At 35.4% G+C, this 24,677-nt stretch carries 16 protein-coding genes; 15 read left to right on the top strand and 1 reads right to left on the bottom strand.

Features of this window, described 5'->3' with window-relative positions:
• Positions 1–23 precede the first annotated feature (23 nt).
• The 9 genes from BK577_RS23360 (at position 24) to BK577_RS23320 (ending at position 13,617) form a co-directional block, all read left to right on the top strand.
• Entirely contained in the window at positions 24–1,649 is a 1,626-nt protein-coding gene (locus tag BK577_RS23360; protein WP_026560697.1) for a response regulator, read from the top strand.
• Between the two features lie 141 nt (positions 1,650–1,790).
• Positions 1,791–3,257 carry an ABC transporter substrate-binding protein gene (locus BK577_RS23355; RefSeq protein ID WP_026560698.1) on the top strand — a complete coding sequence of 489 codons (1,467 nt, stop codon included), beginning with the start codon at positions 1,791–1,793 and terminating at the stop codon, positions 3,255–3,257.
• Between the two features lie 299 nt (positions 3,258–3,556).
• The gene (locus BK577_RS23350) at positions 3,557–4,426 is read left to right on the top strand and encodes an ABC transporter permease (protein WP_139367455.1); all 870 of its coding nucleotides are present in this window, start codon (positions 3,557–3,559) and stop codon (positions 4,424–4,426) included.
• 17 nt (positions 4,427–4,443) lie between these two features.
• Complete coding sequence (locus tag BK577_RS23345; protein WP_026560700.1) at positions 4,444–5,337, top strand: carbohydrate ABC transporter permease; 894 nt, start codon at positions 4,444–4,446, stop codon at positions 5,335–5,337.
• A 112-nt stretch (positions 5,338–5,449) separates the two neighbouring features.
• Positions 5,450–6,073: a YesL family protein gene (locus tag BK577_RS23340; protein WP_026560701.1), complete on the top strand. Its 624-nt coding sequence runs from the start codon at positions 5,450–5,452 to the stop codon at positions 6,071–6,073.
• A gap of 105 nt (positions 6,074–6,178) precedes the next feature.
• The gene (locus BK577_RS23335) at positions 6,179–8,410 is read left to right on the top strand and encodes a glycoside hydrolase family 3 protein (RefSeq protein WP_078435134.1); all 2,232 of its coding nucleotides are present in this window, start codon (positions 6,179–6,181) and stop codon (positions 8,408–8,410) included.
• A 20-nt stretch (positions 8,411–8,430) separates the two neighbouring features.
• Positions 8,431–11,325, top strand: coding sequence for an alpha-L-rhamnosidase (locus BK577_RS23330; protein ID WP_078435133.1), 2,895 nt, complete (start codon positions 8,431–8,433; stop codon positions 11,323–11,325).
• 52 nt (positions 11,326–11,377) lie between these two features.
• The gene (locus tag BK577_RS23325; protein ID WP_078435132.1) at positions 11,378–12,175 is read left to right on the top strand and encodes an alpha/beta hydrolase; all 798 of its coding nucleotides are present in this window, start codon (positions 11,378–11,380) and stop codon (positions 12,173–12,175) included.
• Positions 12,176–12,300: 125 nt separating this feature from the next.
• Positions 12,301–13,617, top strand: coding sequence for a prolyl oligopeptidase family serine peptidase (locus tag BK577_RS23320; protein WP_078435131.1), 1,317 nt, complete (start codon positions 12,301–12,303; stop codon positions 13,615–13,617).
• 242 nt (positions 13,618–13,859) lie between these two features.
• Here BK577_RS23320 and BK577_RS23315 read toward each other — a convergent pair whose 3' ends face one another.
• Positions 13,860–14,159: an HPr family phosphocarrier protein gene (locus BK577_RS23315; RefSeq protein ID WP_281252637.1), complete on the bottom strand. Its 300-nt coding sequence runs from the start codon at positions 14,157–14,159 to the stop codon at positions 13,860–13,862.
• 294 nt (positions 14,160–14,453) lie between these two features.
• Here BK577_RS23315 and BK577_RS23310 point away from each other — a divergent pair, with 294 nt between their 5' ends.
• The 6 genes from BK577_RS23310 to BK577_RS23285 all read left to right on the top strand — a co-directional run bounded on the left by BK577_RS23310 (position 14,454) and on the right by BK577_RS23285 (position 24,593).
• Entirely contained in the window at positions 14,454–16,211 is a 1,758-nt protein-coding gene (locus BK577_RS23310; protein WP_078435130.1) for a cache domain-containing sensor histidine kinase, read from the top strand.
• A gap of 1 nt (position 16,212) precedes the next feature.
• Entirely contained in the window at positions 16,213–17,772 is a 1,560-nt protein-coding gene (locus tag BK577_RS23305; RefSeq protein ID WP_078435129.1) for a response regulator, read from the top strand.
• 82 nt (positions 17,773–17,854) lie between these two features.
• A complete protein-coding gene (locus BK577_RS23300; RefSeq protein WP_078435128.1) occupies positions 17,855–19,144 on the top strand; it encodes an ABC transporter substrate-binding protein in 1,290 nt (429 codons plus the stop codon).
• 265 nt (positions 19,145–19,409) lie between these two features.
• The gene (locus tag BK577_RS23295; protein WP_078435127.1) at positions 19,410–20,783 is read left to right on the top strand and encodes an alpha/beta hydrolase-fold protein; all 1,374 of its coding nucleotides are present in this window, start codon (positions 19,410–19,412) and stop codon (positions 20,781–20,783) included.
• Between the two features lie 1,142 nt (positions 20,784–21,925).
• Positions 21,926–23,266: a 2-hydroxycarboxylate transporter family protein gene (locus BK577_RS23290; protein WP_078435126.1), complete on the top strand. Its 1,341-nt coding sequence runs from the start codon at positions 21,926–21,928 to the stop codon at positions 23,264–23,266.
• Positions 23,267–23,387: 121 nt separating this feature from the next.
• Positions 23,388–24,593, top strand: coding sequence for an acetate kinase (locus BK577_RS23285; protein ID WP_078435125.1), 1,206 nt, complete (start codon positions 23,388–23,390; stop codon positions 24,591–24,593).
• Positions 24,594–24,677 lie beyond the last annotated feature (84 nt).

Genomic DNA, 24,677 nt, shown 5'->3' with positions numbered 1-24,677 from the left:
ATAGGTGAATAGGGGGATCAATGATGGAAAAGTTTCAAGTGTTAATTGTTGACGATGAAGTTCACTCTATTAGAGGAGTTCAGGCTGGTGTAAATTGGGCAAATCTAAATATAGCAAACATTTTTACTGCTACCAGTATGACGAAAGCACAAGAAATGTTTATGAAACACGATATTGATCTTCTTTTATGTGATATTGAAATGCCAAAAGGGTCAGGGCTAGATTTACTAAAATGGGTTCGAGAAAACTATCCAAGAACAGAGGCGATCTTTTTAACCTGTCATTCAGATTTTACATACGCAAAAAAAGCACTTGAATTAAATAGCTTTAATTATTTATTAAAGCCTGTAGATTATCGGGAACTTGAAAATGAAGTCGAAAAAGCATTTGAAAAGATTAATAAAGTACAAAAAGAGCAAAAAGTACATGAATCATATCTCAAATTTGAGAAAACTCACCGCACTGTGGTTGAGGAGCGTTTTTGGTTAGATTTGATTGAACAAGTTGTTCCATCTTCTTTATCGGATATTAATCAGCATATGGAAAAATTCGATATTTCATATGCTAAATACAAAGTATTTTTACCAATACTTGTTCATGTACAATCTTTAGAGAAAGAGCTTTCCATTAAAGATGAAAAAATGTTAGAGTATGCTTTGAAAAATGGTCTAAAAGAAGCTGTCGAGGATCAAGATATCGACATCCATCTTCCGATTATCTCTCTAGATCGTGGACAAGTATTAATGATACTTCCACAGACAGGTACAATAAATAAAGCGTATCTTTTCGAGAAATGTAATGAGTTTATTTCAAAATTTTCAACGTTTTTTTCATGTGAGTTATGTTGTTATATCGGTACACAAGTTCAAATACAGGAAGTAGTTAGTATGGTTGCTAAATTACTAGAAATAAATCGAAATAATGTAACCCTTAAAAATCAAACAATTGAATATCGAAATATAGTAACAGGAGATTGCTATGTTCCTCCTATTCCAGTTGACTCATGGATTTATTTATTAAAGAAATGTTCTTTTAAAAGATTTGAAGAAGAGATTTGTGAGTATTTCCTTGTGTGGAAAAAGGAAGAGCGTAAAATTACTGCACATTCACTTTATTTATTTTATCAAGATTTCCTTCAAATTATTTTCTATGTGTTACAAGAAAAAGGGGTTCTAGCAAATGAAGTTTTTTCAAATAAGATGTTGATTGAAACCCCTGAGAAGATTTTGCGCTCATTATGTTCACTTGAAGAATGGGTACTTTATATCGTGGATGTTGTCGCAAATAAAATGCAGTCTCCACAGGATAAGGGTTGTGTCGTAGAAAAGGTTATTCATTTTATCAACAATAATCTTGGCGAACAGCGATTGTCCCGCCAAGATATTGCGAATCATGTTTATTTAAATCCGGATTATTTAACAAGAGTATTCAAAAAACAAACAGGATTATCTATTTCAGATTTCATGCAGCATCAGCGATTAGAATATGCAAAGAAATTATTAGAAGAATCAGACCTTCCTGTAAGTGAAGTTGCACTTAAAGCAGGGTATTCTAATTTTTCTTATTTTTCAACGATTTTCAAAAAAATGGTTCATGCAACACCTGTTGAGTATAGAAAAGAAAAGTCGCGTCTAGAAAAGTCGGAATAGTGAAATTAACTAGTCGTATTTTTGGTAGGTGAATATTGATTATTCACCTTAAAATATAAATATAACAAAATTGTAAGCGTTTATATTTAAGCGCTTACAATTTTGTGTAAGAGTTGTAAAAACAAAGGGGGAAAGAAACAAATGAAGAAAATGTCTAAAATGCTAGTTCTTCTATTAGTGGCCGCATTAGTGATGGTAGGGTGTTCTAATGAAGAAAGCAGCACAAAATCAACCGAGGATGGCACATACGAAGTCGTAATGGCTTACATGAATTTTTCGAACATTCAAGATATTGAGTCAGTTCAAGAGGGAATTAGCAAAATTGCCAAAGAAAAGATTAATGCAACTGTTAAACTAATGCCAATTAGTGCTGGTGCATGGCAGGAACAATCAAACTTGTTATTAACAGGTAGTGAGCAATTAGATCTGATTCTTTCATCATCATTTTATGGATATAACACAAATGCGATTAAAGGACAATATCTGCCTTTAGATGACTTGCTTGAATCGCATGGTCAAGGAATTTTGGAAACAATGCCAGAACATATTTTAGAAGGTAATAAGGTTAACGGAAATATTTATGGGATTCCAAGTGTTCGTGACTGGTCAGCAAATTATGGTATTGCGATGAGAAAAGATATTCTTGATAAATATAATATAGATGTTACTCAAATCAAAGACTGGAAAGATTTAGGGGAAGTGTTCGCGATTGTCAAGGAAAATGAACCTACATTGACTCCGTTGGTTAACACTTCTCAGACTCCTGTATATTCAATGACTGGTGGAATATATGATGAACTTGGCGAATCTCTAGGAGTTATGCGTTTTGATGATTCTGGAAAAATAGTTAACTTGTTCGAACAGCCTGAATACATTGAAAATGTTGAACTAGTAAGAGAGTGGTATCAAAAAGGCTATATTTTAAAAGATGCGGCAACTTCTACAGAGGCATCAGTTAATGTCGTTGCAGCTGGTAAAGGGTTTGGTTATTTTAATAATTTAAAACCAGGATATGATGTTCAAGAGTCCATACTTGCTGGTACTGAAATGGTAGTAGTAGAATTATCCGAACCTTTCATTTATACAACTGCATCAACAGGATTTAATTTATCTATTTCAAAAAATACACGAAATAAAGAAAAAACAATGGAATTTTTAAACCTCCTATACACTGATGCTGATGTCATGAATTTATTAGCGAATGGTATTGAAGGGAAGCATTACGAAGTAAATGAAGAGGGGACAATCCAATTGCCTGAAGGTGTTACAGAATCTAGTTATGTGTTCAATGCATGGATGATGGGTAATAACGCTTTAACGTATCCTTGGGTTGGGAATTCACCTGATTATTGGGAGGAAATGAGTGAGTTTAATGACTCTGGGATTATCTCTCCTGCATTTGGGTTTACTTTTAATCCAGATCCTGTAAAAACAGAAATTGCTGCTGCGTCAAACGTTGTAACCGAGTTTAGAAGAGGAATAGAGTCTGGTACATTAGATCCAGAAAAAAGCCTTTCTGATTTTAATGAAAAACTAAAATCAGCTGGACTAGACAAAATTATTGCTGAAAAACAAAAGCAATTTGATGAGTGGGAAGCTAGTAAATAATGATGGAGGGCAAATAAGGAGAGCTAGCAAGTGCACTAGTTCTCCTTATTCATAAACAAAGGCATCGACTTAATACTATTCTAATTAAGTTGATGAAAATTTTACCATTTCCTTTTCTGTTTTTCTATCAGTTTGACATAAGGAGAGGAAGCCTGAATGTTAGTAAATCATTTTAAATAAGGGGGATTGAAATGTCACAAGCATCAGTCAAGTCGTTAGAAACTGAGGTACAGGTAGTTCCCAAACAGAAAACAACATCGAAAATAAAAAAATTAAAAAGGTATTTGCCACTTTTTATCATGATCCTACCTGGCTTTATTTATTTGCTAATAAATAACTATATGCCAATGGCAGGTTTAGTCATTGCATTTAAAGACATCAATTACTCGGTTGGGATTTTTGCAAGTGATTGGATCGGATTTAAAAACTTTGAGTATTTATTTAGTACACAAGATGCTTATATTATTACAAGAAATACCATCCTATATAATGGTGGATTTATTATTTTAAATACTGTTATCGCGCTCGTTGTTGCCATCATGCTGAACGAAATTAAAAACAAGTTTTTCAAAAGTTTTTATCAAAGCATCATTCTCCTTCCCTTCTTAATTTCAATGGTTATTGTCAGTTACCTAGGTTTATCCTTCTTAAGTGTTGACGTTGGTTTCTTTAACAAAACACTATTACCAATGTTAGGGTTAGAAGAAATTGCCTGGTATTTTGAAGCGAAATATTGGCCATATATTTTAACCATTATCAATGTGTGGAAAGGCGTAGGATTTTTATGTGTCATTTTCTTAGCAGCCATTGTTGGAATTGACCAAGAGTATTATGAAGCGGCCCAATTAGATGGAGCTTCAAAAATACAACAAATTTGGAACATCTCAATTCCGAATATAATGCCTGTTATTGTGATGATGACATTGCTTGCTATCGGCCGTATTTTTTATTCTGATTTCGGTTTATTCTATCAAGTACCGATGAACTCAGGTGCTATCTATGAAACAACAAATGTTATAGACACATACGTATATCGAGGATTAATGCAGCTTGGTGATATTGGTATGTCAGCTGCAGCTGGATTATATCAGTCAATTGTTGGATTTGTTCTTGTCATATTATCGAACTGGCTCGTTCGTTTGCGCAATAAAGATAATGCCTTATTTTAAAATGGAGGTGGCAATAGATGTATAAATCTGATCGCATTACACAATGGGTATCCCATAGCTTTCTCATCATTCTAACAATATCCTGTATTATTCCATTTGTTATATTAATCTCTTCTTCTTTTACATCTGAAGAATCGTTAATACTAGATGGATATTCATTCATTCCGAAAGAGTGGAGCTTTGCGGCATATGAATATTTAATTAGTAACTTTGAACAAATCGGAAGAGCATATGGTGTTACAGTTTTTATCACGATAATTGGTACGACAGCTAGCTTAACGATTACCTCACTTCTGGCATATGCCATTTCTAGACGCGATTTACCATATCGAAACGTATTTGCCTTCTTCGTATTCTTTACTTTGTTATTTAACGGAGGACTGGTCCCTACTTATCTTGTGTACACCGAAATATTCCATATTAAAAATACGATTTGGGCTTTAATTGTACCAGGATTATTAATGAATGGTTTTAACGTTTTATTAATGAGAACATTCTTTATGACTTCGATACCAGAACCTGTTATTGAGTCAGCGAGAATGGATGGAGCAGGTGAATTTAGAACCTTCTTCTCGATCGTTCTTCCGTTGTCATTACCAATTTTAGCTACGATCGGATTATTGCAAACGATCATCTATTGGAATGACTGGTTCAATGGATTGGTTTATATTACGGAGCCTTCCCTTTTTAGTATTCAAAATCTATTAAATAGAATGCTTCAGGACATTCAGTTTTTAACCTCTAATTCTTCAAATCTTGGAAGTAACGCAGGTGCTTCAGCTGCATCGATTCCAACAACTGCTGTTCAAATGGCCATTGCAGTGATTGGTGTGTTACCAATTTTAATTGCTTATCCATTCTTCCAAAAGTATTTGGTAAAGGGGATTGCGATTGGGGCTGTAAAAGGGTAAGGGATGTACACTGTTAATCAAGGGGCCAAAGCAGTCATTGCATGGCTCCTTGATTATATCTCATTTTGAACAACAAATTTCATGATTTAATCGAACGTAAGGAGTGGCAACAATGGAAGGCATGATGAAAAGTTTTTATACAATTTCCTTGTGGTTGGCAAGATTAATGTATGTAAATATTCTATGGATTTTATTTACAATCGTAGGATTGGGTGTAGTAGGTTTTTACCCTTCGACTACTGCAATGTTTGCTGTTATCCGAAAATGGGTATTGGGCGATCGGGATATCCCCGTCTTTAAAACCTTCTGGTCCAATTATAAAAAGGAATTTGTAAAAAGTAACATACTAGGAATATTTATTAGTATTTTTGCATTTATTATGTATTCCAGTTTGAACATCATCAGTTCCGTAACGATTCCTTCTTTAAAGGTCTTATATATACCTAATGGACTTGTAACACTTTTATTTTTATTAACTGTCCTATATATTTTTCCGGTTTTTGTTCATTATGATGTGAAGTTAACGAAGGTTGCTAAAAATGCATTTATTATCATGACTATTAATCCAATTTCCACTTTTTGTATGGTCGTGTTAACTGGATTTTTACTATTCATCATTTATAAATTTCCTGGGCTAATCCCATTCTTCAGTGGAAGTATGACTGCATTTTTGCTTATGTTTTTAAGTAACTATGCCTTTACCCGAGCTTCAAGAGTTGTTGAAATAAAATATTAAGTAAGACCTAGCAACGTATACTAATATTTTATATTAAAATTTGTTGGCATAGTTGAAGAAAATTCTAGTAGTAGAATAATATCTTAATGGAAAAGGAGAAGTAAGATGCCCATAAATTATGTTGAAAATGAAAGAGGTCCTACTTTAGGATACTCTAGTAAATCAGGTGTCCGAATTCTTAATGTCGATGGAAAAGCATTTAAAGATTTAAATAAAGACGGCAAATTAGTCAAATATGAAGACTGGCGTTTATCTGCAGAAGAACGTGCAAAAGATTTGGCTTCAAAAATGTCAGTTGCCCAAATTGCGGGATTAATGCTTTATAGTCGACATCAATCAATCCCTGCAGGCCAAGGGCCATTCCCGGGTACATATGGTGGCAATCCATTTTTTGAAAGCGTTGCAAATCCAAGTGATTTATCAGATCAACAAAAGGAATTTCTTACAAATGATGATTTGAGACATGTATTAATTACTACAGTTGAAAGCCCTGAAGTGGCTGCACAATGGAATAATAATTCACAAGAATTAGTTGAGGGAATTGGATTAGGTATTCCAATAAACACTAGCTCTGACCCGCGTCACGCATCTGTTGCAAGCACAGAGTACAATGCAGGTGCAGGTGGCAAGATTTCAATGTGGCCAGAGACACTAGGTCTTGCAGCAACCTTTGATCCTGAAGTAACAGAAGATTTTGGAAAAATTGCTTCAAAAGAATACAGAGCACTGGGAATTACAACAGCGCTATCGCCACAAATTGATATTGCAACAGATCCGCGTTGGTCAAGATTTAATGGGACATTTGGTGAAGACCCTAGTCTTTCAGCTGATTTGGCAAAAGCTTATGTAGATGGTTTTCAAACAACAGATGACACAATTGATGGCTGGGGAGAAGAAAGTGTTAACGCAATGGTCAAGCATTGGCCAGGTGGTGGCTCAGGAGAAGCCGGGAGAGACGCACACTGGGGTTACGGAAAGTTTGCCGTATACCCTGGAAACAATTTTGCAGACCATCTACTGCCGTTTACAGAAGGAGCCTTTAAACTTTCTGGAAAAACAGGCAAGGCTTCTGCCGTTATGCCATATTACACTATTTCAGTGGACCAAGACGATATGAACAGTGAAAATGTAGGGAATTCATATAATAAATATCTCATCTCAGATCTTCTGAGAGACAGGTATGGATATGGTGGTGTCGTTTGTACAGACTGGCTAATTACTGGAGATGAACCAGCTGCCGTTGATATTTTTGCAGGTAAACCATGGGGAGTAGAACACTTGACAGTTGCTGAACGTCATTATAAAGCTTTGATAGCAGGAGTTGACCAGTTTGGTGGGAATAATGAGGCTGCTCCAATTATTGAAGCATATGAAATGGGTGTAAAAGAACATGGCGAAGAATTTATGCGTAAGCGCTTTGAAACATCAGCTGTTCGCTTATTATTAAATATTTTCCGTCTAGGTCTATTTGAAAATCCATATTTGGATGTTGAAAAAAGTGCTGATACAGTTGGAAGCCAAGAATTTATGGCGAAGGGTTACGACGCGCAATTAAAGTCAATTGTTATGGTGAAAAATAAAAATCAACTTCTGCCCTTAGTAAAAAGGAAGACTGTTTATATACCAAAACGCTATTTAGCTGCTGGAAAGAACTGGTTTGGTATGGAAATACCTGAAAAGTATGAATACTCATTTAATTTAGATGTGGTAAGGAAATATTTCAATGTGACAGATAAACCTGATGAGGCAGATTTTGCGTTAGTTGGTATATCAAGTCCAGAGGGTGAGGGCTTTAGTAGAGAAGATGTGGAAAACGGTGGAACAGGATATGTTCCGATTAGCTTACAGTATGGAACATATACGGCCGAATTCGCACGTGAAAAAAGTATAGCGGGCGATGTAAGAGATGTATTGGATCGTACTTACAAAGGGAAATCCTTTACCCCTCGAAATACGACTGATCTTGAGTTGGTACAAAAGACAAAAGAAGAGATGAAGGGTAAACCTGTAATTGTGTCTCTACTTTTATCAAAACCTACTATAGTTGAGGAGTTTGAATGTAACATCGATGCTCTCCTCTTAAATTTTGGCGTACAGGACCAAGCTCTACTTGATATTTTAACAGGAGTAACTGAACCTTCAGGACTTCTTCCAATGCAATTGCCAGCACATATGAAGACAGTTGAAGAACAATACGAAGATGTACCACATGACATGGTATGTCACTTAGACACAGAAGGAAATGAATATGATTTTGCTTTTGGGCTCAATTGGTCCGGTGTCATTCAAGATGATCGAACAAAAAAATACAAAAAGAACCATAAAATAAGAAATTAAGCTATTAAGGAGGTAAAAGCATGGAAATTACTCAGTTACGAACAAACCAGATTACGAATCCTTTAGGGTTTGAATTTGGACGAGTAAATTTATCATGGGTGACAGCAGCGGGTGATAGTCTATCCGTTTCACAGAAAGCAGCGCAAGTAGAAGTCAGCTTAGAATCTAATTTTTCAGCCGTCCTTTTTGATAGTGGAGTTCAAGAGGAGATTAATAGTTTAGGATATTCACTTGACCTAGAATTAAAACCTCGTACACGTTATTACTGGCGGGTAACAGTTTGGGGGGATACTGGTGACAGTGTTACTAGTGATACAGCATGGTTTGAAACAGCAAAAATGGATGAAAAATGGCAAGGGAAATGGATTTCACCTGACCTTGATAAAGAAATACACCCCCTAATTAGAAAAGAATTTATGTTACCAACGGGTATCGTTTCTGCTAGAGTCTATCTTTCTGGATTAGGAATCTATGACTTACAAATTAATGGTAAGCGTGTAAGTGACGAGTATTTTGCACCGGGGTTTAATGCTTATGATCATTGGATTCAGTATCAAACATATGATGTGACGGATTTAGTATCTGAAGGAAGTAATGCGATCGGAGTTATGCTTGGCAATGGCTGGTATAAGGGACGTTTTGGATTTGACGGTGGACACCATGAATTGTATGGGAGTGAATTTGCTGTAATCGGAGAGATTTTTGTAACACTTGAAGACGGCTCGACAGTTGTTATAGGTTCTGATGAGAGTTGGAAATGCACATCATCACCAATTACGTTCAGTGGTATTTATGATGGAGAAATCTATGATGCAAATCTTGAAATTCCAAATTGGTCACATGCGGATATGGATGATAGTAGCTGGACAGGAGTTACACTAACAGCAGTAAAAACTGATAAATTCCTAGCAAGGCTAAGCTTACCTGTAAAGATTAAAGAAGTTCGTAAACCAGTTGATATCATTACGACTCCGGCGGGAGAAACTGTTCTTGATATGGGGCAGATCATGACTGGGTGGGTTACTTTTAAAACAAATGCTCCAAAAGGCACAACATTACAACTTCAATACGGAGAAATACTGCAAAATGACTGTTTTTACAGAGATAATTTACGTACGGCAAAGGCAGAGTATACGTATATTTCAGATGGAAGTGAAAGAGTAGTACAGCCATATTTCACGTTTTTTGGTTTCCGTTATGTGAAGTTAACCGGATTTGATAAAGCAATTAATCTCGAGGACTTTACAGGATGTGTCATTTACAGTGATATTAATCAAACAGGTCATATCGAAACATCAAACCCATTAGTAAACCAATTATTTTCAAATGCATTATGGGGGCAAAAAGGAAACTTCCTGGATGTACCAACAGATTGTCCACAACGCGATGAGAGAATGGGCTGGACAGGGGATGCACAAGTATTTGCTTCAACCGCTTGCTACAATATGTATTCTCCAGCATTTTATAACAAATTTATGTTTGATTTAAGGGAAGAGCAAAAGCGCCTTGGCGGATCCGTCCCATTCATCGTTCCACAAATCAAACCAAAAGATGACCCTGGTTTTGTTACAGGACATGGTTCTACAGCTTGGGGTGATGCGGCAACAGTCATTCCATGGGTCCTTTATAAGCATTATGGAGACAAGGAATTACTTGACCTACAATTTGATACGATGAAGGATTGGGTAGACTACATCAAAAAAGTAGATGAAGAAACCGGCGGAAAGAGATTATGGCAGGATGGCTTTCACTTTGGTGACTGGTTAGCGCTTGATGGTCCAGATCCATTAAGCCCAATGGGTGGAACGGATGCTCATTATATTGCTTCAGCCTATTACTGCTACTCTGCACAGTTAGTGGTAAAAGCAGCGTCTGTATTAGGTAAAACCGAAGTAGCAGAAGAATACACGACACTTGCTAATGAGATTAAAGAGGCAATAAAAAGTGAATATTTTTCTCCAAATGGAAGAATCACGATTCATACACAAACAGCCATGATCGTAGCACTTTACATGGATCTTATTCCAGACAATTTTCGTATACGTGTCATAACTGATTTAAAAGCAAAATTACGTGCAGATAAGATGCATCTAAAAACGGGATTTGTCGGAACACCATATTTTTGCCATGTGTTATCAGAAAACGGAGCAAATGAAGATGCTTATACCCTATTATTAAATGAGGACTTTCCAAGCTGGTTATTTGCAGTCAAATTAGGGGCAACAACTATTTGGGAGCGATGGAATTCAGTTCTAGCAGATGGAAGTATTAGTGATACAGGAATGAACTCATTGAATCATTACGCATATGGCTCAATCGCAGAGTGGATGTATACGCAAATGTGCGGAATTAATCCGGTAGAGAATGCACCAGGATATCGCAAAATTGTGTTCAATCCAAAACCATATGGAAAATTATCATATGCAAAGGCAAAGCTACATTCAGCAAGCGGCTTAATTGAGAGTGGCTGGGAAATCCATAAAAATGGTAAATTATCATTTGCTTTTAAAGTACCATTCAATTCTACAGCTGAATTTATTTTACCTGATGCTGTAATAGATAAAGTAATAGTGAACGGTCAACCATTGATTAGAAGTGAAATTAAGGCAGTACAAGAAGATGATCACGTAAAAGGAGAATTAATTGCAGGTACGTATCAGATAGAATATATCCCTGCGAAAGATTATATCTTGAAATATAGCTCAAACAATAGTATTAGAGAGTTACTAAGTAACGAGGAAACAGAAGAAATCTTAGCCGAATTACTACCAGATGTGATTTCGAACCAAATCATTCTTCACCGATTCGCGGAGAGTTCATTGAGAGAATTGAGTCACTCTCCATTAGGTGCAAAAGTAGTAACAACTGAACAATTAGAAAAACTGGATGAGAAGCTATCTTTCGTTCATGTATAAACAAGAGAGTCCTAAGGAGTATATTCATTCATTTTATAAGGAGGAAAAGTAGATGGCCTTATTACAAGTGAGCTTTAAATCGAAGGCACTTATGATGCAAACATCCGTAAATGTATTACTGCCTATTGGAACAAACAGAATAGATATCGAGAACATATCAGACCTAACATATGAGCATAAAAAGTTTCCTATAGTATATCTTTTGCATGGTGCAACTGACGATCATTCCTGTTGGTTACGTTTATCTTCGATAGAAAGGTATGCTGAAGATAAAGGGATTGCTGTTGTCATGCCAAATGCTGACTTAAGCTGTTATAGTGATATGATTCATGGCCATAAGTATTGGACGTACATTAGTGAGGAATTGCCAAACTTTATTGAGGCTGCTTTTCCTATCTCAAATAAACGTGAAGATACTTTTGCGGCAGGATTATCAATGGGAGGCTACGGTGCATTCAAACTTGGGTTGCGTAAACCGGAGAAATTTGCAGCTGTTGCGTCACTGTCGGGTTTATTAGACTTAGTTGACTCTTTGAACGGACCTGGTCCAAGCTTTTTTGAAAATGTATTCGGCGATAGCTCTACTGTTCCTAAAAGTAGGAATGACTTAGTATACGTATTGGAACAATTGAAGAAAGAAAATAAAAGAATCCCTAAATTATTCCAGGCATGTGGAACAGAAGATTTCCTATATCAAAATAATCATACATTTAGAGACTATGCGAATGGTTTAGGAGTGGACTTACATTATGAAGAAGGGCCAGGTGGACATGAGTGGAGCTACTGGGATACGAATATTCAACGAGTATTAGATTGGCTGCCACTTGAAAGCAACAAAATCGTTAAATAATCTCTCAAAAGAGAAAGGTAATTTATAGTAAAACACGGAAGGAATGTACAGACAAGTAAACTTTGAATTTTCCAATTTTTGTACGTTTGTTTCATTTAAATCCATATATAAAAGGAGATATCAAAATGAATCGTCCATACATGACTGTTACCGAAGTCACCAACTATGGCCCATATGTAACAAAAATCATTCTCCCGCTGCCTGAAACTGTTAAATCAGAGGTGATAACGGAAGATACCTTCAATGTTTATGTAGAACGAAGAAATAAAAAAAACGGTGAAATTCTTCAATTAAGAAAAGACTTTATATCGGAAGAGACTCATTCGTCAAAAGGGTATTGTCTAGTTACAAAAGCTTATACATCAGACGTTGAAGGGAATAAAACAACAATAGGAAGTTACGTTACACTAGAACTTGAATGTGAGGCAATCGATCGTTTAAATTCTGAAATTGCATATTTGGAACACAATGTATTTGTATTTTGCGATTTTCGTATAACACAGGTAAAAGAAATACAAACCGAAAATGATCCCATTTCTGGTCTTGTTTATGATCATTTTAGCGCCGGTAAAATGGAGCAAGTCAGAGGGTGGGTAAACAGTAAGTCCTCTTATGCTGAGTTGCCTCTGCGTTTTGGCTATTATTCACCAAATATGAGTAAGGAAAAACGTCCTCTTATCATTTGGTTGCATGGCGGAGGGGAAGGTGGCTATGACACCACAGTTGCGTATGCTGGAAATAATGTCGTAAATTTATCAAGTGAAAAAGTACAGAAAATATTCGGAGGAGCTTATGTTCTAGCTCCACAAGTACCTACAATGTGGATGGATGATGGCTCTGAAGAGTTTACTTGGGGTGGTAATTCGAAGTACGTTTCGGCATTGAAAGCGCTCATTGACGAGTTTGTAAGTGTTCATCCACACATAGATGTAAATCGTATTTATATTGGTGGCTGTTCAAATGGAGGGTTTATGACAATGCGTATGATCATTGATTACCCCGGCTTCTTCGCTGCAGCGTTTCCTGTATGCGAAGCCCTTCTGGATAAAATGATTACAGATCAACAAATTAAAGATATTAAAAATACACCTATTTGGTTTACACATGCCCAAAATGATACGATTGTGGATCCGGAGATTACAGCAATTCCAACTTATGAGCGACTACTAAAAGCCGGTGCACCAAATGTTCACTTTTCATATTTTGATAAGGTAGTAGATACGTCAGGTATTTTCAAGGATTCTGAAGGCAACCCTTTTGAATTCTTCGGACATGGTACCTGGATTTATATGCTAAAAGATGAATGTGTACTAGATTACGATGGTTCTCCCGTAAAAGTAAATGGAAAAGACGTAACTCTTCTTCAGTGGTTGGCACTACAATCAAATCGTATAGGTCATAATAAGGATACAAGTGAAATTCAATACAATAAAATAAATTAAGGTGGGAGCGTGTTTGTCAGATTAATAAAATAATATGGCTGAAAAAAATTATGGCGAAAAATAATTACGCTAATCTTCCAATTGTACAAAAATTGCACTGAGTAAAATGTAAGGATATGTATGGTCTAAACCTAAAGGTGTAAATGAAACGTCATAAACCTTCGATATGAGGATGTATGACGTTTTTATAATTTTCTCTATAAATTTGAATCCACGTATTCATTTATAAACTTATAATATGCTTAATTAACTTCTACCTTTATCCCATACTCATTAAAAGCCTTTTTCATTTCTTCTTTTGCTTCTTCTTCATCATCACCATGAATTTCTAATGTATACTGAGTAGAATTGGACATCAAGGATACACTTAGGCCAAGAAAACTTTTTACATCAATTATTTTTTCTTCTGCATGCAGAACAATACTTGATTTAAATTTGTTTGCAGTATTAACAATCGAAGCCATATCCTTTACATTAATTGAGCCTGATTGTAAAGCTTGTGCTAATTTTGATGCATTAGATGCTCTTTTATTAAACTCCATTATTTAATGCCTCCTTAATAAACGGTTTGTGTTTAGTTTAAGTATACCATTGAATATGAGTGTAGGGATTATACAGTGAAAATAGACATTTAAACTTTTGAATTCTGAATATTGGTAAAAATAAATTTTCTAAAGAGTTTGACGTTGTTTTTTTCCTTAGAGTATAATTTAATCACAAGTTAATAATTTGTGACGGAGATTAGGAGATTCACGAAAAAGTACCTGTTATGGTGTTTTTTTGTTGAATCTTCTTTTTTCGTTTTAGATGTCTTTTAGAAGAAGCGATGTGAAAATATGAGATTAATACGATTCCCCAGGTTTCGCCATTTAAAAAATCAATTACTAATGCAGAATACTCTAAATATTATTTTGATCATAGGGTTAACTGCAATCGTAACTTATACGATTGCCAAACAGATTCAGATAAAGGAGGCAATAAGATACAATACGATCATGGTCACCCAAATAAGTAAAAGTGTCGATAATATGGCAGAATCCTTTAACCGTGTTATGGATGGCATATCATTTAATACTGACATCCAGAGCCTGTTAAAAACTCAATACGAAACGAATCAACAAGAGTACGTATTAAATAAGAATTTAACTTCAAAAGTAACAGATGAAACGATCATGTTCGATGAAGTTGATCTTATCTACCTATACGATACTGAAAGAGTAAGAGTGAATTTAAGGAGAAGGGTGAACAATTCAAACTTCGACTTTTTTAATACTATGGACACAAAGAAATATGATCAAAATGGCAAAGTAACATGGGAAGTTGAGCAATCTGTGATTACAGCTAATAGGAAGATTTACGATATACAGTCAGATAAAATGAATGACATTGGCTATCTAACGATGTCCATGAATCAATCATATTTACAGGAAAGGATTCAAAAATTTGATCCAACAGAGGAAAGGCATATCATTATTCTTGATAAAAATAATCATGTTGTTTTGTCAAATACAGGTAGCGAAGAATTAAAAGCGGTTACAACATGGATTTCTAATAAAAATCAACATGATGATAACTCTAATCCTATTCTTGAAGCCCCTAACTCGGAAAAATTGATTATTAATAAATATCAATCAGACTTAACAGGGTGGAAGATTATTTCGTTAATTAGTTTACACGAGATTTCGGAAGGGCCTGCCCTTATTGGCAAATCGGTTTTCCTAATAGGAGTAGTAGCTATTTTAGTTGGCATTATTGTGATTTGGTTCAGCACCAACTATATCGTCAAACCTATAAATCAACTAAGTGCAGTAATGGATGAAGTAGAAAAAGATAATTTTAATGTTCAGGTGCAGATCGACCGAGTGGATGAGTTGGGAAGAGTGGGAGAAAGCTTTAATAGAATGATGGATAAAATTAATACCTTAGTTTTTGACATCTATAAGAAAGAGATTAGTGAAAAAGAGGCTCATCTCAGAGCACTTCAGGCTCAAATAAATCCACATTTTCTCTATAATACATTGGATACAATCAATTGGATGGCTCAATATGGAGATGCTGAAAAGGTGAGTAAAATAACGACAGCTTTAAGTAGATTGTTAAAAACGAGTATAACAAATAATCGTGAGTTTATTAGACTTGAAGAAGAAATGAATTATATTGACGATTATATGGCCATTCAAAGCATTAGATTTCAGGATAAAATTCATTATTCAGTTCATATTGATTCAGAAGTTAAACAATATGTTGTACCTAAATTAATTCTGCAACCAATCGTTGAAAATGCAATGATTCATGGAATAGAAAAGAAAATAGGTAATGGATATATTTTTATTAATGGAATGATTAAAAATAACAAATTACACATACAAGTTATTGATAATGGGGTTGGCATGGATGAACGTACTGTTACAGCACTATTGGAAGGTAAGTACGAGAAAATTGATGAATCAAAAGGTACAGGCAATGGAATTTTAATTGTACAAAACCGTATTCGATTATTATATGGGAAAGATAATGGACTGAAGATTGAAAGTAATAAAAACATCGGAACGTTGTTTGAAATCGTTTTACCTATCCAAAGGGAGGAGGACTAAAATGTATAAAGTACTTATTTTGGATGATGAACCATTAATAAGTAAAGGCCTGTCTGAGAAAATAGATTGGACAGGACTTGGGTGTGAGATTTGTGGAATAGCCTCGAATGGATTCGAGGGGAAGAAGATGATAGATGAGCTCAATCCTGATATTGTGGTGTCGGATATTGTTATGCCGGGTCATACCGGATTGGAATTGGCTGAGTATGTTCAGCGAAATCAAAAGAAGACGATAATCATTCTATTATCAGGTTACGATGAATTTAGCTATGCTAAGGAAGCACTTCAACATGGTGTTTTTGATTATTTACTTAAACCAACAGACAAAGACGAAGTCAGCTATGTCATAAAAAAAGCAGTAAATAAAATTGAGCAACATAGGGATAAAGAGAAAAATTATGAATATATGGAAACAGCCCTTCAAGAGAGCAAACCCATTATAGAGCAGTCAATATTATATGACATTACTGTTAAAGGGAATATAAATACGCATCATTTAAGAGGAATGGATAACAATAAACTAACCAATGGAAAAGGTGCTGTAATCACAATTCAACTATTTAATGATTTACATCATACTCTCTCTTTTCAACCGATAATAGATTCTATTGAGAAACTATTTTTAAACAAAGGTATTCAAGTAAGAATGATCACACATGATCAGCAACTTCATATTTTGCCTTCTTTATCACAAACCTTACCAAATAAAGTAGTAGAAGCACGATTAAAAGAATTAGCTGAACGTATTCTATATTTTCTATCTATTGAGGAGAGGTTAATCGTTTCAATTGGTATTGGAGGACTTTACGCTTCCGTGGATTCTTTACATACCTCTTACCTCCAATCTGTTAAAGCGTTGTCAAAGAGTTATTTCACTGGGACGGGTCAACTTCATATTTTTGACGATGAAAAATTAGGACAGACTAATAATCAATTATCATTCAAATCTACGAGCTTTGTGGAAGGGTTTGAAGAATGGGAGCTTGAGGTGTTTTCAAATAGATTTAAAGAGTTATTTGAGATCTTTAAATCTACTTTTGATAAAACGCCTATATTAAATCATTGTTTAGAGTTATTAATTAAGCTAGGTCTTGTTGTATCGAAATGGGATAAAAATTTTGAATTGGAAGTTGGGTATGAACAGCTTGAACGGATTCATACATTTGACGAATTAAGAGATTTTATGTACGAGATCTGTGTAGAGATGAAACATCATCTTTATAAAACAATGAATAATAATAACTTAGGATTAGTAGAGCAAGCAAAACAAATAATCGAACAGCAATATAGTAATCCGGATTTAAATGCACAATTTATTGCTGAAAAACTAAATGTTAGCGTTAGTTATTTGAGTCGGACCTTTAAAAAGGAAACGGAAGAAAATCTAAGTACTTTTTTAACAAATAGACGAATTAACGTTGCCAAAATGCTATTAGATAATACTGATTTAAAAGCAAATGAAGTGTCAAAAAAAGTAGGTTTTCTGGATTCAAGATACTTTGGACAAGTCTTTAAGAAATTTACGAGAACAACACCTTCAGCTTATAAGAAAATTAAATGAGGGAAGGTATAAATGATAATCAATTCCTCTTTAACCTATCAATTCAAGAATCAACTACTCTCAAAAAAAGGAGAGGATGTGTATGAAAAGTAAATGGAAAAAGATATGCCTAACATGGCTTACAGTATTTCTATTTGTTATGGTAGTCGCATGCTCTGAAGGTGCTTCTGTTAAAGATATGGAAAATAAAGAAACGAATGAAAAAGTAACGTTAGAGTTTCTCTGGTTTTCTGCAGGAATTGAAGGGGATGTTATGCGGGAAATCATTAAAGAATATCAAGCGAAAAATGAACATGTTGAAATCAAAATAATTGAAGTTGGCTATAGTGATCTTGAAACGAAATTAAAAACAATGATTGCTAGTGGACAGCCTCCTGCTTTGACTCGTATTTCAAATACCGGGATTTTTTCAGAGCAGGCATTGGATCTTTCTTCATATGTAGGAGGAGTGGATGAATTTACTTCACAGTTTCTACCTTCTATTAAACCGTACTATGTAAAAGGTGACAAAATTATTGCTACACCAATGGATGTTTCGTCAAACGGACTGATTTATAACAAAACATTGTTTGAAAAAGCAGGAGCTACAGTTCCTCAATCACCTGATGAGGTTTGGACATGGGATGAATTTGCTGCTGTCATTCAAAAGGTAAAGGAAAAAGGGGGAGCTAAATACGGATTAGTAGTCGATGGAACACCTCATCGATATTCAACGCTACTCTATGAATTTGGTGGAAGTATTTTTACTGAAGATTTATCTAAACCGGCAATCAATAATGAGGAAGGTGTTGCAGCACTGGACTACTTTATCAATCTGCATAAAGAAGGAATCATTCCTGAATCTGTTTGGTTAGGTGGAGAAAATCCGGGTAACCTTTTCCGTTCGGGAACCACTGCAGCATACTTAGCTGGTAATTGGATGTTAAGCAATTACAAGGATATTGAGAATTTTGAGTGGGGTGTAACGTACCTTCCAAAAAATGAGATCCGTTCATCTGTCCCAGGTGGAAATTACATTATGGGCTTTAAAAATACAGGGGTAGAAGATGAGACAGCTGATTTTATTAACTATTTATCATCACAAGAAATTAATGCAAAATTCAATCAAGAGTCACTATTTTTAAGTGCGAGAAAGGATAATAGTGAATTAGATTATGAGTTTGGTAAAGAGATGTTTAAAACCTTCTCAAACGAATTAGAAAATACACCGATGGCAGCAGCAAATGACTGGGGAAATCAAGTTGTTATATCAAAGGTATCTTCTGAAATGAGAGATGCAGTAGTAAAAGCTTTAAGTGGAGAAACTACATCAAAAGAAGCGATGGATAAGGTAGCGGAGGCATTAGAACAGGCGATTGCTGATACTGAATAAACTAGAAGCCGTCACTTATCTTGAAAAATAACCCTTTTTAATAGAAAGCCCTATACAGTAGATCAAAATATTCAACAAATAACTCAAAATTTTCAACAAACTTACTCTTCCCCTATTTGATAACATAATGATCAAGAAACATTTCGTTTCGATTAAATGGTAAGCGATTTCAACAAAGGGGGACAGATGAACTAGTTTAGGTATTAGTTAATCGCTTTTATTAAATTAATCTATGACTGAAGGAATTTGAGAGGGGAGAAAGAAAATGAAAAAAGTATTGTGTCTGGGAGTTATTGCATACATGGTATGCTTGTTATTTAGCAATAATATATCAGTGTTTGCTTCAGAGTCTTCTGAAGTTAATTACGCTAAATATAAACCTGGTGTAACTGTGAAGGTGGATCCTACTTCTCCGACTGGCTATTATGCGACGTTTATTTACGAGGATGAGACTAAAGAAGCAACAAAGGTTGAACTATATAGTGACACCTTTAATCATTTCACACTTGAAGATGGTTTTGCAAACCCATATCAACCGAAGGATTACAAAGCAGGTATGTTCCCAGCTGGTGGTAATAGTGATACAACATTATATGTAAACATGGAGAATCTTGGTGATCATTTATGGGGAGCAAAAGTTCCACTTTCCAGCGGTGCTTTTGTCTACAATTTCCGTATCACTAATCCGGATGGTAGTACAACGGCAAGACTGGATGACCCTAATAATCCGACGCTAACCAATACGGCGACAAATATTTCTAGTCTGTCTAGTATGGTCTATGTTCCGTATAAATCGAAAACAATGGGAACAGGAGATTTTCTTGATCGCTCAGTAGAGCTTCCCCGCAAAGATAAAAAGACAGGCACGGTGGAAACTGTATCCTATACAGGAGCTGCCGATGATAAACGCGGTCTTGCGGTTTACCTGCCTGACGGATATGATCCTAACCGCGAAGAACCTTACAAGGTGCTTTACCTTACTCATGGTATGTCTGGCGATAAATATGGCAATGAACTGCGTTGGATGAACGAGGGAGCAGTGGCTAATATTACAGACAATTTGATTGCAGATGGAACGGCTGAGCCGTTTGTTGTCGTAACCATGAATAATCAGGACTTTAATTGGGACTATGGAAAAATAGAAGAAGACCAATTTGAATATATTATGCCTTATATCGAAGCTAACTATAATGTATATGATAAGCCTGAAGGTCGCGCTTACGCTGGTTTGTCAATGGGTGGAATGACCACTAATCGGATGTATTTTAACCACGCAGACGAATTTGCCTATTTTGGAATTTGGAGTTATGCAGTGACGGGTGATGAACTGAACAACATTGATACTTATAGTGATTTGGACAAACCATCTGTAATGCTGGGCACAGGTATTTGGGACTTTGGACTTGAACCGGTGAAAAACTTAGACAAGGCACTGACAGAAAAGGGAATTGACCATGCATATCTTGAAGTTCCTGCAGCGCATGACTGGGAAACGTGGCAGTTGTTATATGCCGCTTTTGTAGAGGATCATCTGTGGAAAGCTGACCAAGACGACAACGGATATCAAAACAACAATGGCAATCAGGGTAACAAAGGTAATAAAGGTAATAACGGCAACAAAGCAAACAATGGCAATTAAGGTAAAAACAGAGACAAAGAGAAAGAATTACGAATAGTTAATATCTGTAAGAAGGTATAATGATAGAGAGTCTGACCCAAATTTTTGAGGATCAGGCTCTCGTATCATATATAGATAAAGTAATGATAGAGAATGTTGATGAGCAAAAATAGTAATGATCCCGAATAGAGCCTTTATTCAAAGCGGGTGTTTATTAAAAAACTAGCATTCTCTTATAATCGGTATTTATATTTAAGTAAATGTAAGGGATTACTATTTACTAGCGCGTTGGGTTATTGCATACTATTTTGAAATTGAAAAAATTATTATCAATAGCAGCAACGGGAATTTTTCTTTATCACCACTTCATAATACGTTTAAAGCTGAAACTGAAACTGAAACTAATGTTAACTACTTTAATGACTTCCAAAGCCATCTTAAATAATTTATAGGAAGAATTAGTTATTTATTTTTCCAGTTATAAGAAATTAGAAAAGAATTGTACCTATTAATTTATAATAGTGAGAAGCTTCACTCCCTTGTATATAAGGGAGTGAAGCTTTTTTATTATCATTGAATCACATTTACAAGTCGATTTATTACTATATTAAGAATATATATCAATTTAGTTACATAGATGATTTTCACTTGTAAATCTTTACTATATGTACAAGTGATAAGTGTTTATTACCACGTCTTTTAGTAAGAAACACTATTTTCAATTCTTACAAAAAAATGTCTCTCCTATCAGGGGTAAGGACAGAGAGGAGGTATAAGAGGTGAAAGGAATGACGAGAGGCAATCTTGCAGAGAGAACAGGTGTAAGTATGGCTTCTATTCGTTAATATGAGGACCATAATATTATACTCAAACCTAATATATAGATCAGAGAATGGTTATCGAGTTTATACGTCGGATTATATCGCCAAGAACTTATAAAAGATGCCAAGGAACTAGAAAGTTACTCCTTGCATGAGATTCAGCAGAATATAAACTAGGCTCTTTTCTCACAAGTATTTATATAAAACAATAAAAAAAGTAAGCAACTTTTTGTTGCTTACTTTTTTTATTGTCAAAACACTATTATAAATTTCATAAACTTCTTTTTGGGAAGCGGTGCAACTATTCTGTAGTTACAGAAACAATAAAGGAGGATTAACTTCATGGAAACAGCAAGAAAATTGGAAACGCTTCAACATGAAGATGAAAAAAAGGGATTTCTAACAAAGTTTAAACAAATAAAGGTAGGGGTTATCCCGTTACCACTTTATTTAGTATTAGCAGCAATTGTTTATGGTGCATCTGTTTATAATCAACTACCTCCAGATATGATCGGTGGATTTGCGGTTATTATGGTGCTTGGGATTTTACTAGGGGACTTGGGGATGAAGATTCCTATTTTAAAAGATATTGGTGGTCCTGCTATATTAGCTCTACTAGTCCCATCTATTCTTGTATTTTTTAACCTCTTTAATCCGGCTTCGATGGAAGCGGTGACAATATTAATGAAAACGTCGAACTTTCTTTATTTGTATATTTCCGTTTTAGTAGCTGGAAGTATCCTGGGAATGAATCGTAGAGTGTTGATTCAAGGTTTTTCAAAGATGTTTATACCGCTTGTTCTCGGAACTATAGCATCTATTGTTGTTGGTATATCAGTTGGAGCACTATTTGGTTATGAGATGAAGCATACCTTTTTCTATATCATTGTTCCTATTATCGGAGGAGGGGTTGGTGAAGGAATTTTACCATTGTCACTAGCGTACTCGCAAATTCTAGGTGGATCAGCTGAAACGTATGTATCTCAAATGATTCCTGCTGCAGTTATCGGAAATATCGTCGCAGTTATATGTGCGGGATTAATGAAAAATTTAGGGGAAAGAAAGCCGGAGCTTACCGGAAATGGCATATTAGTCAAATCAAAAGATGGCGTTAAAGAGATGAACAACGAGAATACAAATATCAATGCTCCTGTTGATTTTTCGTTAATGGGTGCAGGTTTACTTCTTGCCTGTGGCTTTTTCATCTTCGGTCAATTTGCCCATATGTTTTTAGGTATTCCGGGTCCAGTTTTAATGATTGTGGCTGCTACATTGGTTAAGTGTCTTCAGCTCATGCCGGCAAAAATGGAACGGGGTGCATTTCATCTTTATAAATTTGTTTCTACCGGTTTAACTTGGCCACTTATGGTTGGCTTGGGAATGCTGTTTATTCCATTGGAGGAAGTTGTGAAAATAGTAACTCCTGCATATGTGGTCGTTTGTCTATCTGTTGTCATTGCAATGGTTGGGACAGGTTATTTTGTTGGTAAGTTCTTAAATATGCATCCGGTTGAATCAGCGATTGTAACGGGGTGTCATAGCGGATTAGGAGGAACAGGAGACGTAGCAATTTTATCTGCATCCAACAGAATGTCATTAATGCCATTTGCACAAGTAGCTACAAGACTTGGTGGTGCTGCTACAGTAATCATGGCAACAATCTTAATGAAGCTGTTTAGTTAATAGGATAGGGAGAGCAAGTCCAGGTTTTTGCTATTAATCAAGGGATTAAAGCCTGGTCTAATCTCCATATGTAGCTGAACTATGTTAAAAATGGTTTGGATGAAAAGGAGCAGTAAATATCATGGCAAAAATAATTGCAATCAATGCAGGGAGCTCTTCTTTAAAGTTTCAATTATTTGAAATGCCAAGTGAAGAAGTTCTAACAGCGGGGTTAGTAGAACGTATTGGCTTAGAAAAGGGAATATTCACTATTTTAGTGAACGGAGAAAAAGTAAAAGATAGAGTAGACATTCCAGACCATGCAGCTGCAGTTAAGATACTTCTTAGCAAACTCATAGATTTTGGAATTCTCAAGACTTTATATGAAATTGAAGGAATCGGTCATCGTATAGTACACGGAGGTGAGCGATTTCACCACTCTGTTTTAATTACAGATGAAACACTTCAGAAAATTGAGGAGCTTTCAGATTTAGCGCCACTTCATAATCCGGCGAATATTGTTGGAATTAAAGCATTCAAAGAAGTATTACCAAAGGTAGATACAGTAGCAGTTTTTGATACGGCCTTCCATCAAACAATGCCTGAACGATCATTTTTATATAGTTTACCTTATGAATATTATGAAAAATATGGAATTCGTAAATATGGATTTCATGGTACTTCACATAAGTATGTATCTGAAAGAGCAGCAGAATTATTAGGACGTCCGATTGAACAATTGCGATTGATTTCTTGTCACTTAGGAAATGGGGCGAGTATAGCTGCAATTGAAGGTGGTAGATCTATTGATACTTCAATGGGCTTTACTCCGCTTGCAGGTGTTGCAATGGGAACTCGTTTAGGAAACATTGATCCGGCATTAATTCCATTCATTATGGAAAAAACAGGTCAATCAGAACTGGAAGTATTAGATATTTTAAATAAAAAGAGTGGTGTTTTGGGAATTTCAGGATTATCAAGCGATCTTCGTGACATTGAACAAGCCGCTAAAGAGGGAAATGTCCGTGCAGAAACGGCTCTTGAAGTATTCGCTAGTAGAATTCATAAATATATTGGTTCATATGCAGCACAAATGTCTGGAGTAGATGCTATTATCTTTACTGCTGGAATTGGAGAAAACAGTGACATTATCCGTTCTCGTGTGTTACGTGGATTAGAATTTATGGGTGTTTATTGGGATCCTGCACTGAATCAAGTCCGTGGTGAAGAAAGGTTTATTAGCTATCCATATTCTCCTGTAAAGGTAATCATTATTCCTACAAATGAAGAAGTGATGATTGCCCGTGATGTCGTTCAATTGATAAAAAGCTATGAAATAGTCATATAAGGACCTAGATTACTTGTTTTCTACTGAAAACGTTCTTTAGAAGTAAGGTGTTTTAAGAAAATGTAATTAAAAAAAGTAAAAAAA

It is taken from the genome of Metabacillus halosaccharovorans (assembly GCF_002019635.1).
GTDB classification, from domain to species: domain Bacteria; phylum Bacillota; class Bacilli; order Bacillales; family Bacillaceae; genus Metabacillus; species Metabacillus halosaccharovorans.
Note: the sequence above shows the minus strand (reverse complement) of the source record. Positions and strands in the feature narration are given on the sequence as shown.

What these genes read in the sequence shown, in the direction of transcription:
- BK577_RS23300 (WP_078435128.1), top strand. Translation starts at nt 17,855, where the DNA reads ATGAAAAGTAAATGGAAAAAGATATGCCTAACATGGCTTACAGTATTT.
- BK577_RS23325 (WP_078435132.1), top strand. Translation starts at nt 11,378, where the DNA reads ATGGCCTTATTACAAGTGAGCTTTAAATCGAAGGCACTTATGATGCAA.
- BK577_RS23345 (WP_026560700.1), top strand. Translation starts at nt 4,444, where the DNA reads ATGTATAAATCTGATCGCATTACACAATGGGTATCCCATAGCTTTCTC.
- BK577_RS23315 (WP_281252637.1), bottom strand. Translation starts at nt 14,159, where the DNA reads ATGGAGTTTAATAAAAGAGCATCTAATGCATCAAAATTAGCACAAGCT.
- BK577_RS23310 (WP_078435130.1), top strand. Translation starts at nt 14,454, where the DNA reads ATGAGATTAATACGATTCCCCAGGTTTCGCCATTTAAAAAATCAATTA.
- BK577_RS23340 (WP_026560701.1), top strand. Translation starts at nt 5,450, where the DNA reads ATGGAAGGCATGATGAAAAGTTTTTATACAATTTCCTTGTGGTTGGCA.
- BK577_RS23360 (WP_026560697.1), top strand. Translation starts at nt 24, where the DNA reads ATGGAAAAGTTTCAAGTGTTAATTGTTGACGATGAAGTTCACTCTATT.
- BK577_RS23330 (WP_078435133.1), top strand. Translation starts at nt 8,431, where the DNA reads ATGGAAATTACTCAGTTACGAACAAACCAGATTACGAATCCTTTAGGG.
- BK577_RS23290 (WP_078435126.1), top strand. Translation starts at nt 21,926, where the DNA reads ATGGAAACAGCAAGAAAATTGGAAACGCTTCAACATGAAGATGAAAAA.
- BK577_RS23295 (WP_078435127.1), top strand. Translation starts at nt 19,410, where the DNA reads ATGAAAAAAGTATTGTGTCTGGGAGTTATTGCATACATGGTATGCTTG.
- BK577_RS23305 (WP_078435129.1), top strand. Translation starts at nt 16,213, where the DNA reads ATGTATAAAGTACTTATTTTGGATGATGAACCATTAATAAGTAAAGGC.
- BK577_RS23335 (WP_078435134.1), top strand. Translation starts at nt 6,179, where the DNA reads ATGCCCATAAATTATGTTGAAAATGAAAGAGGTCCTACTTTAGGATAC.
- BK577_RS23285 (WP_078435125.1), top strand. Translation starts at nt 23,388, where the DNA reads ATGGCAAAAATAATTGCAATCAATGCAGGGAGCTCTTCTTTAAAGTTT.
- BK577_RS23320 (WP_078435131.1), top strand. Translation starts at nt 12,301, where the DNA reads ATGAATCGTCCATACATGACTGTTACCGAAGTCACCAACTATGGCCCA.
- BK577_RS23350 (WP_139367455.1), top strand. Translation starts at nt 3,557, where the DNA reads ATGATCCTACCTGGCTTTATTTATTTGCTAATAAATAACTATATGCCA.
- BK577_RS23355 (WP_026560698.1), top strand. Translation starts at nt 1,791, where the DNA reads ATGAAGAAAATGTCTAAAATGCTAGTTCTTCTATTAGTGGCCGCATTA.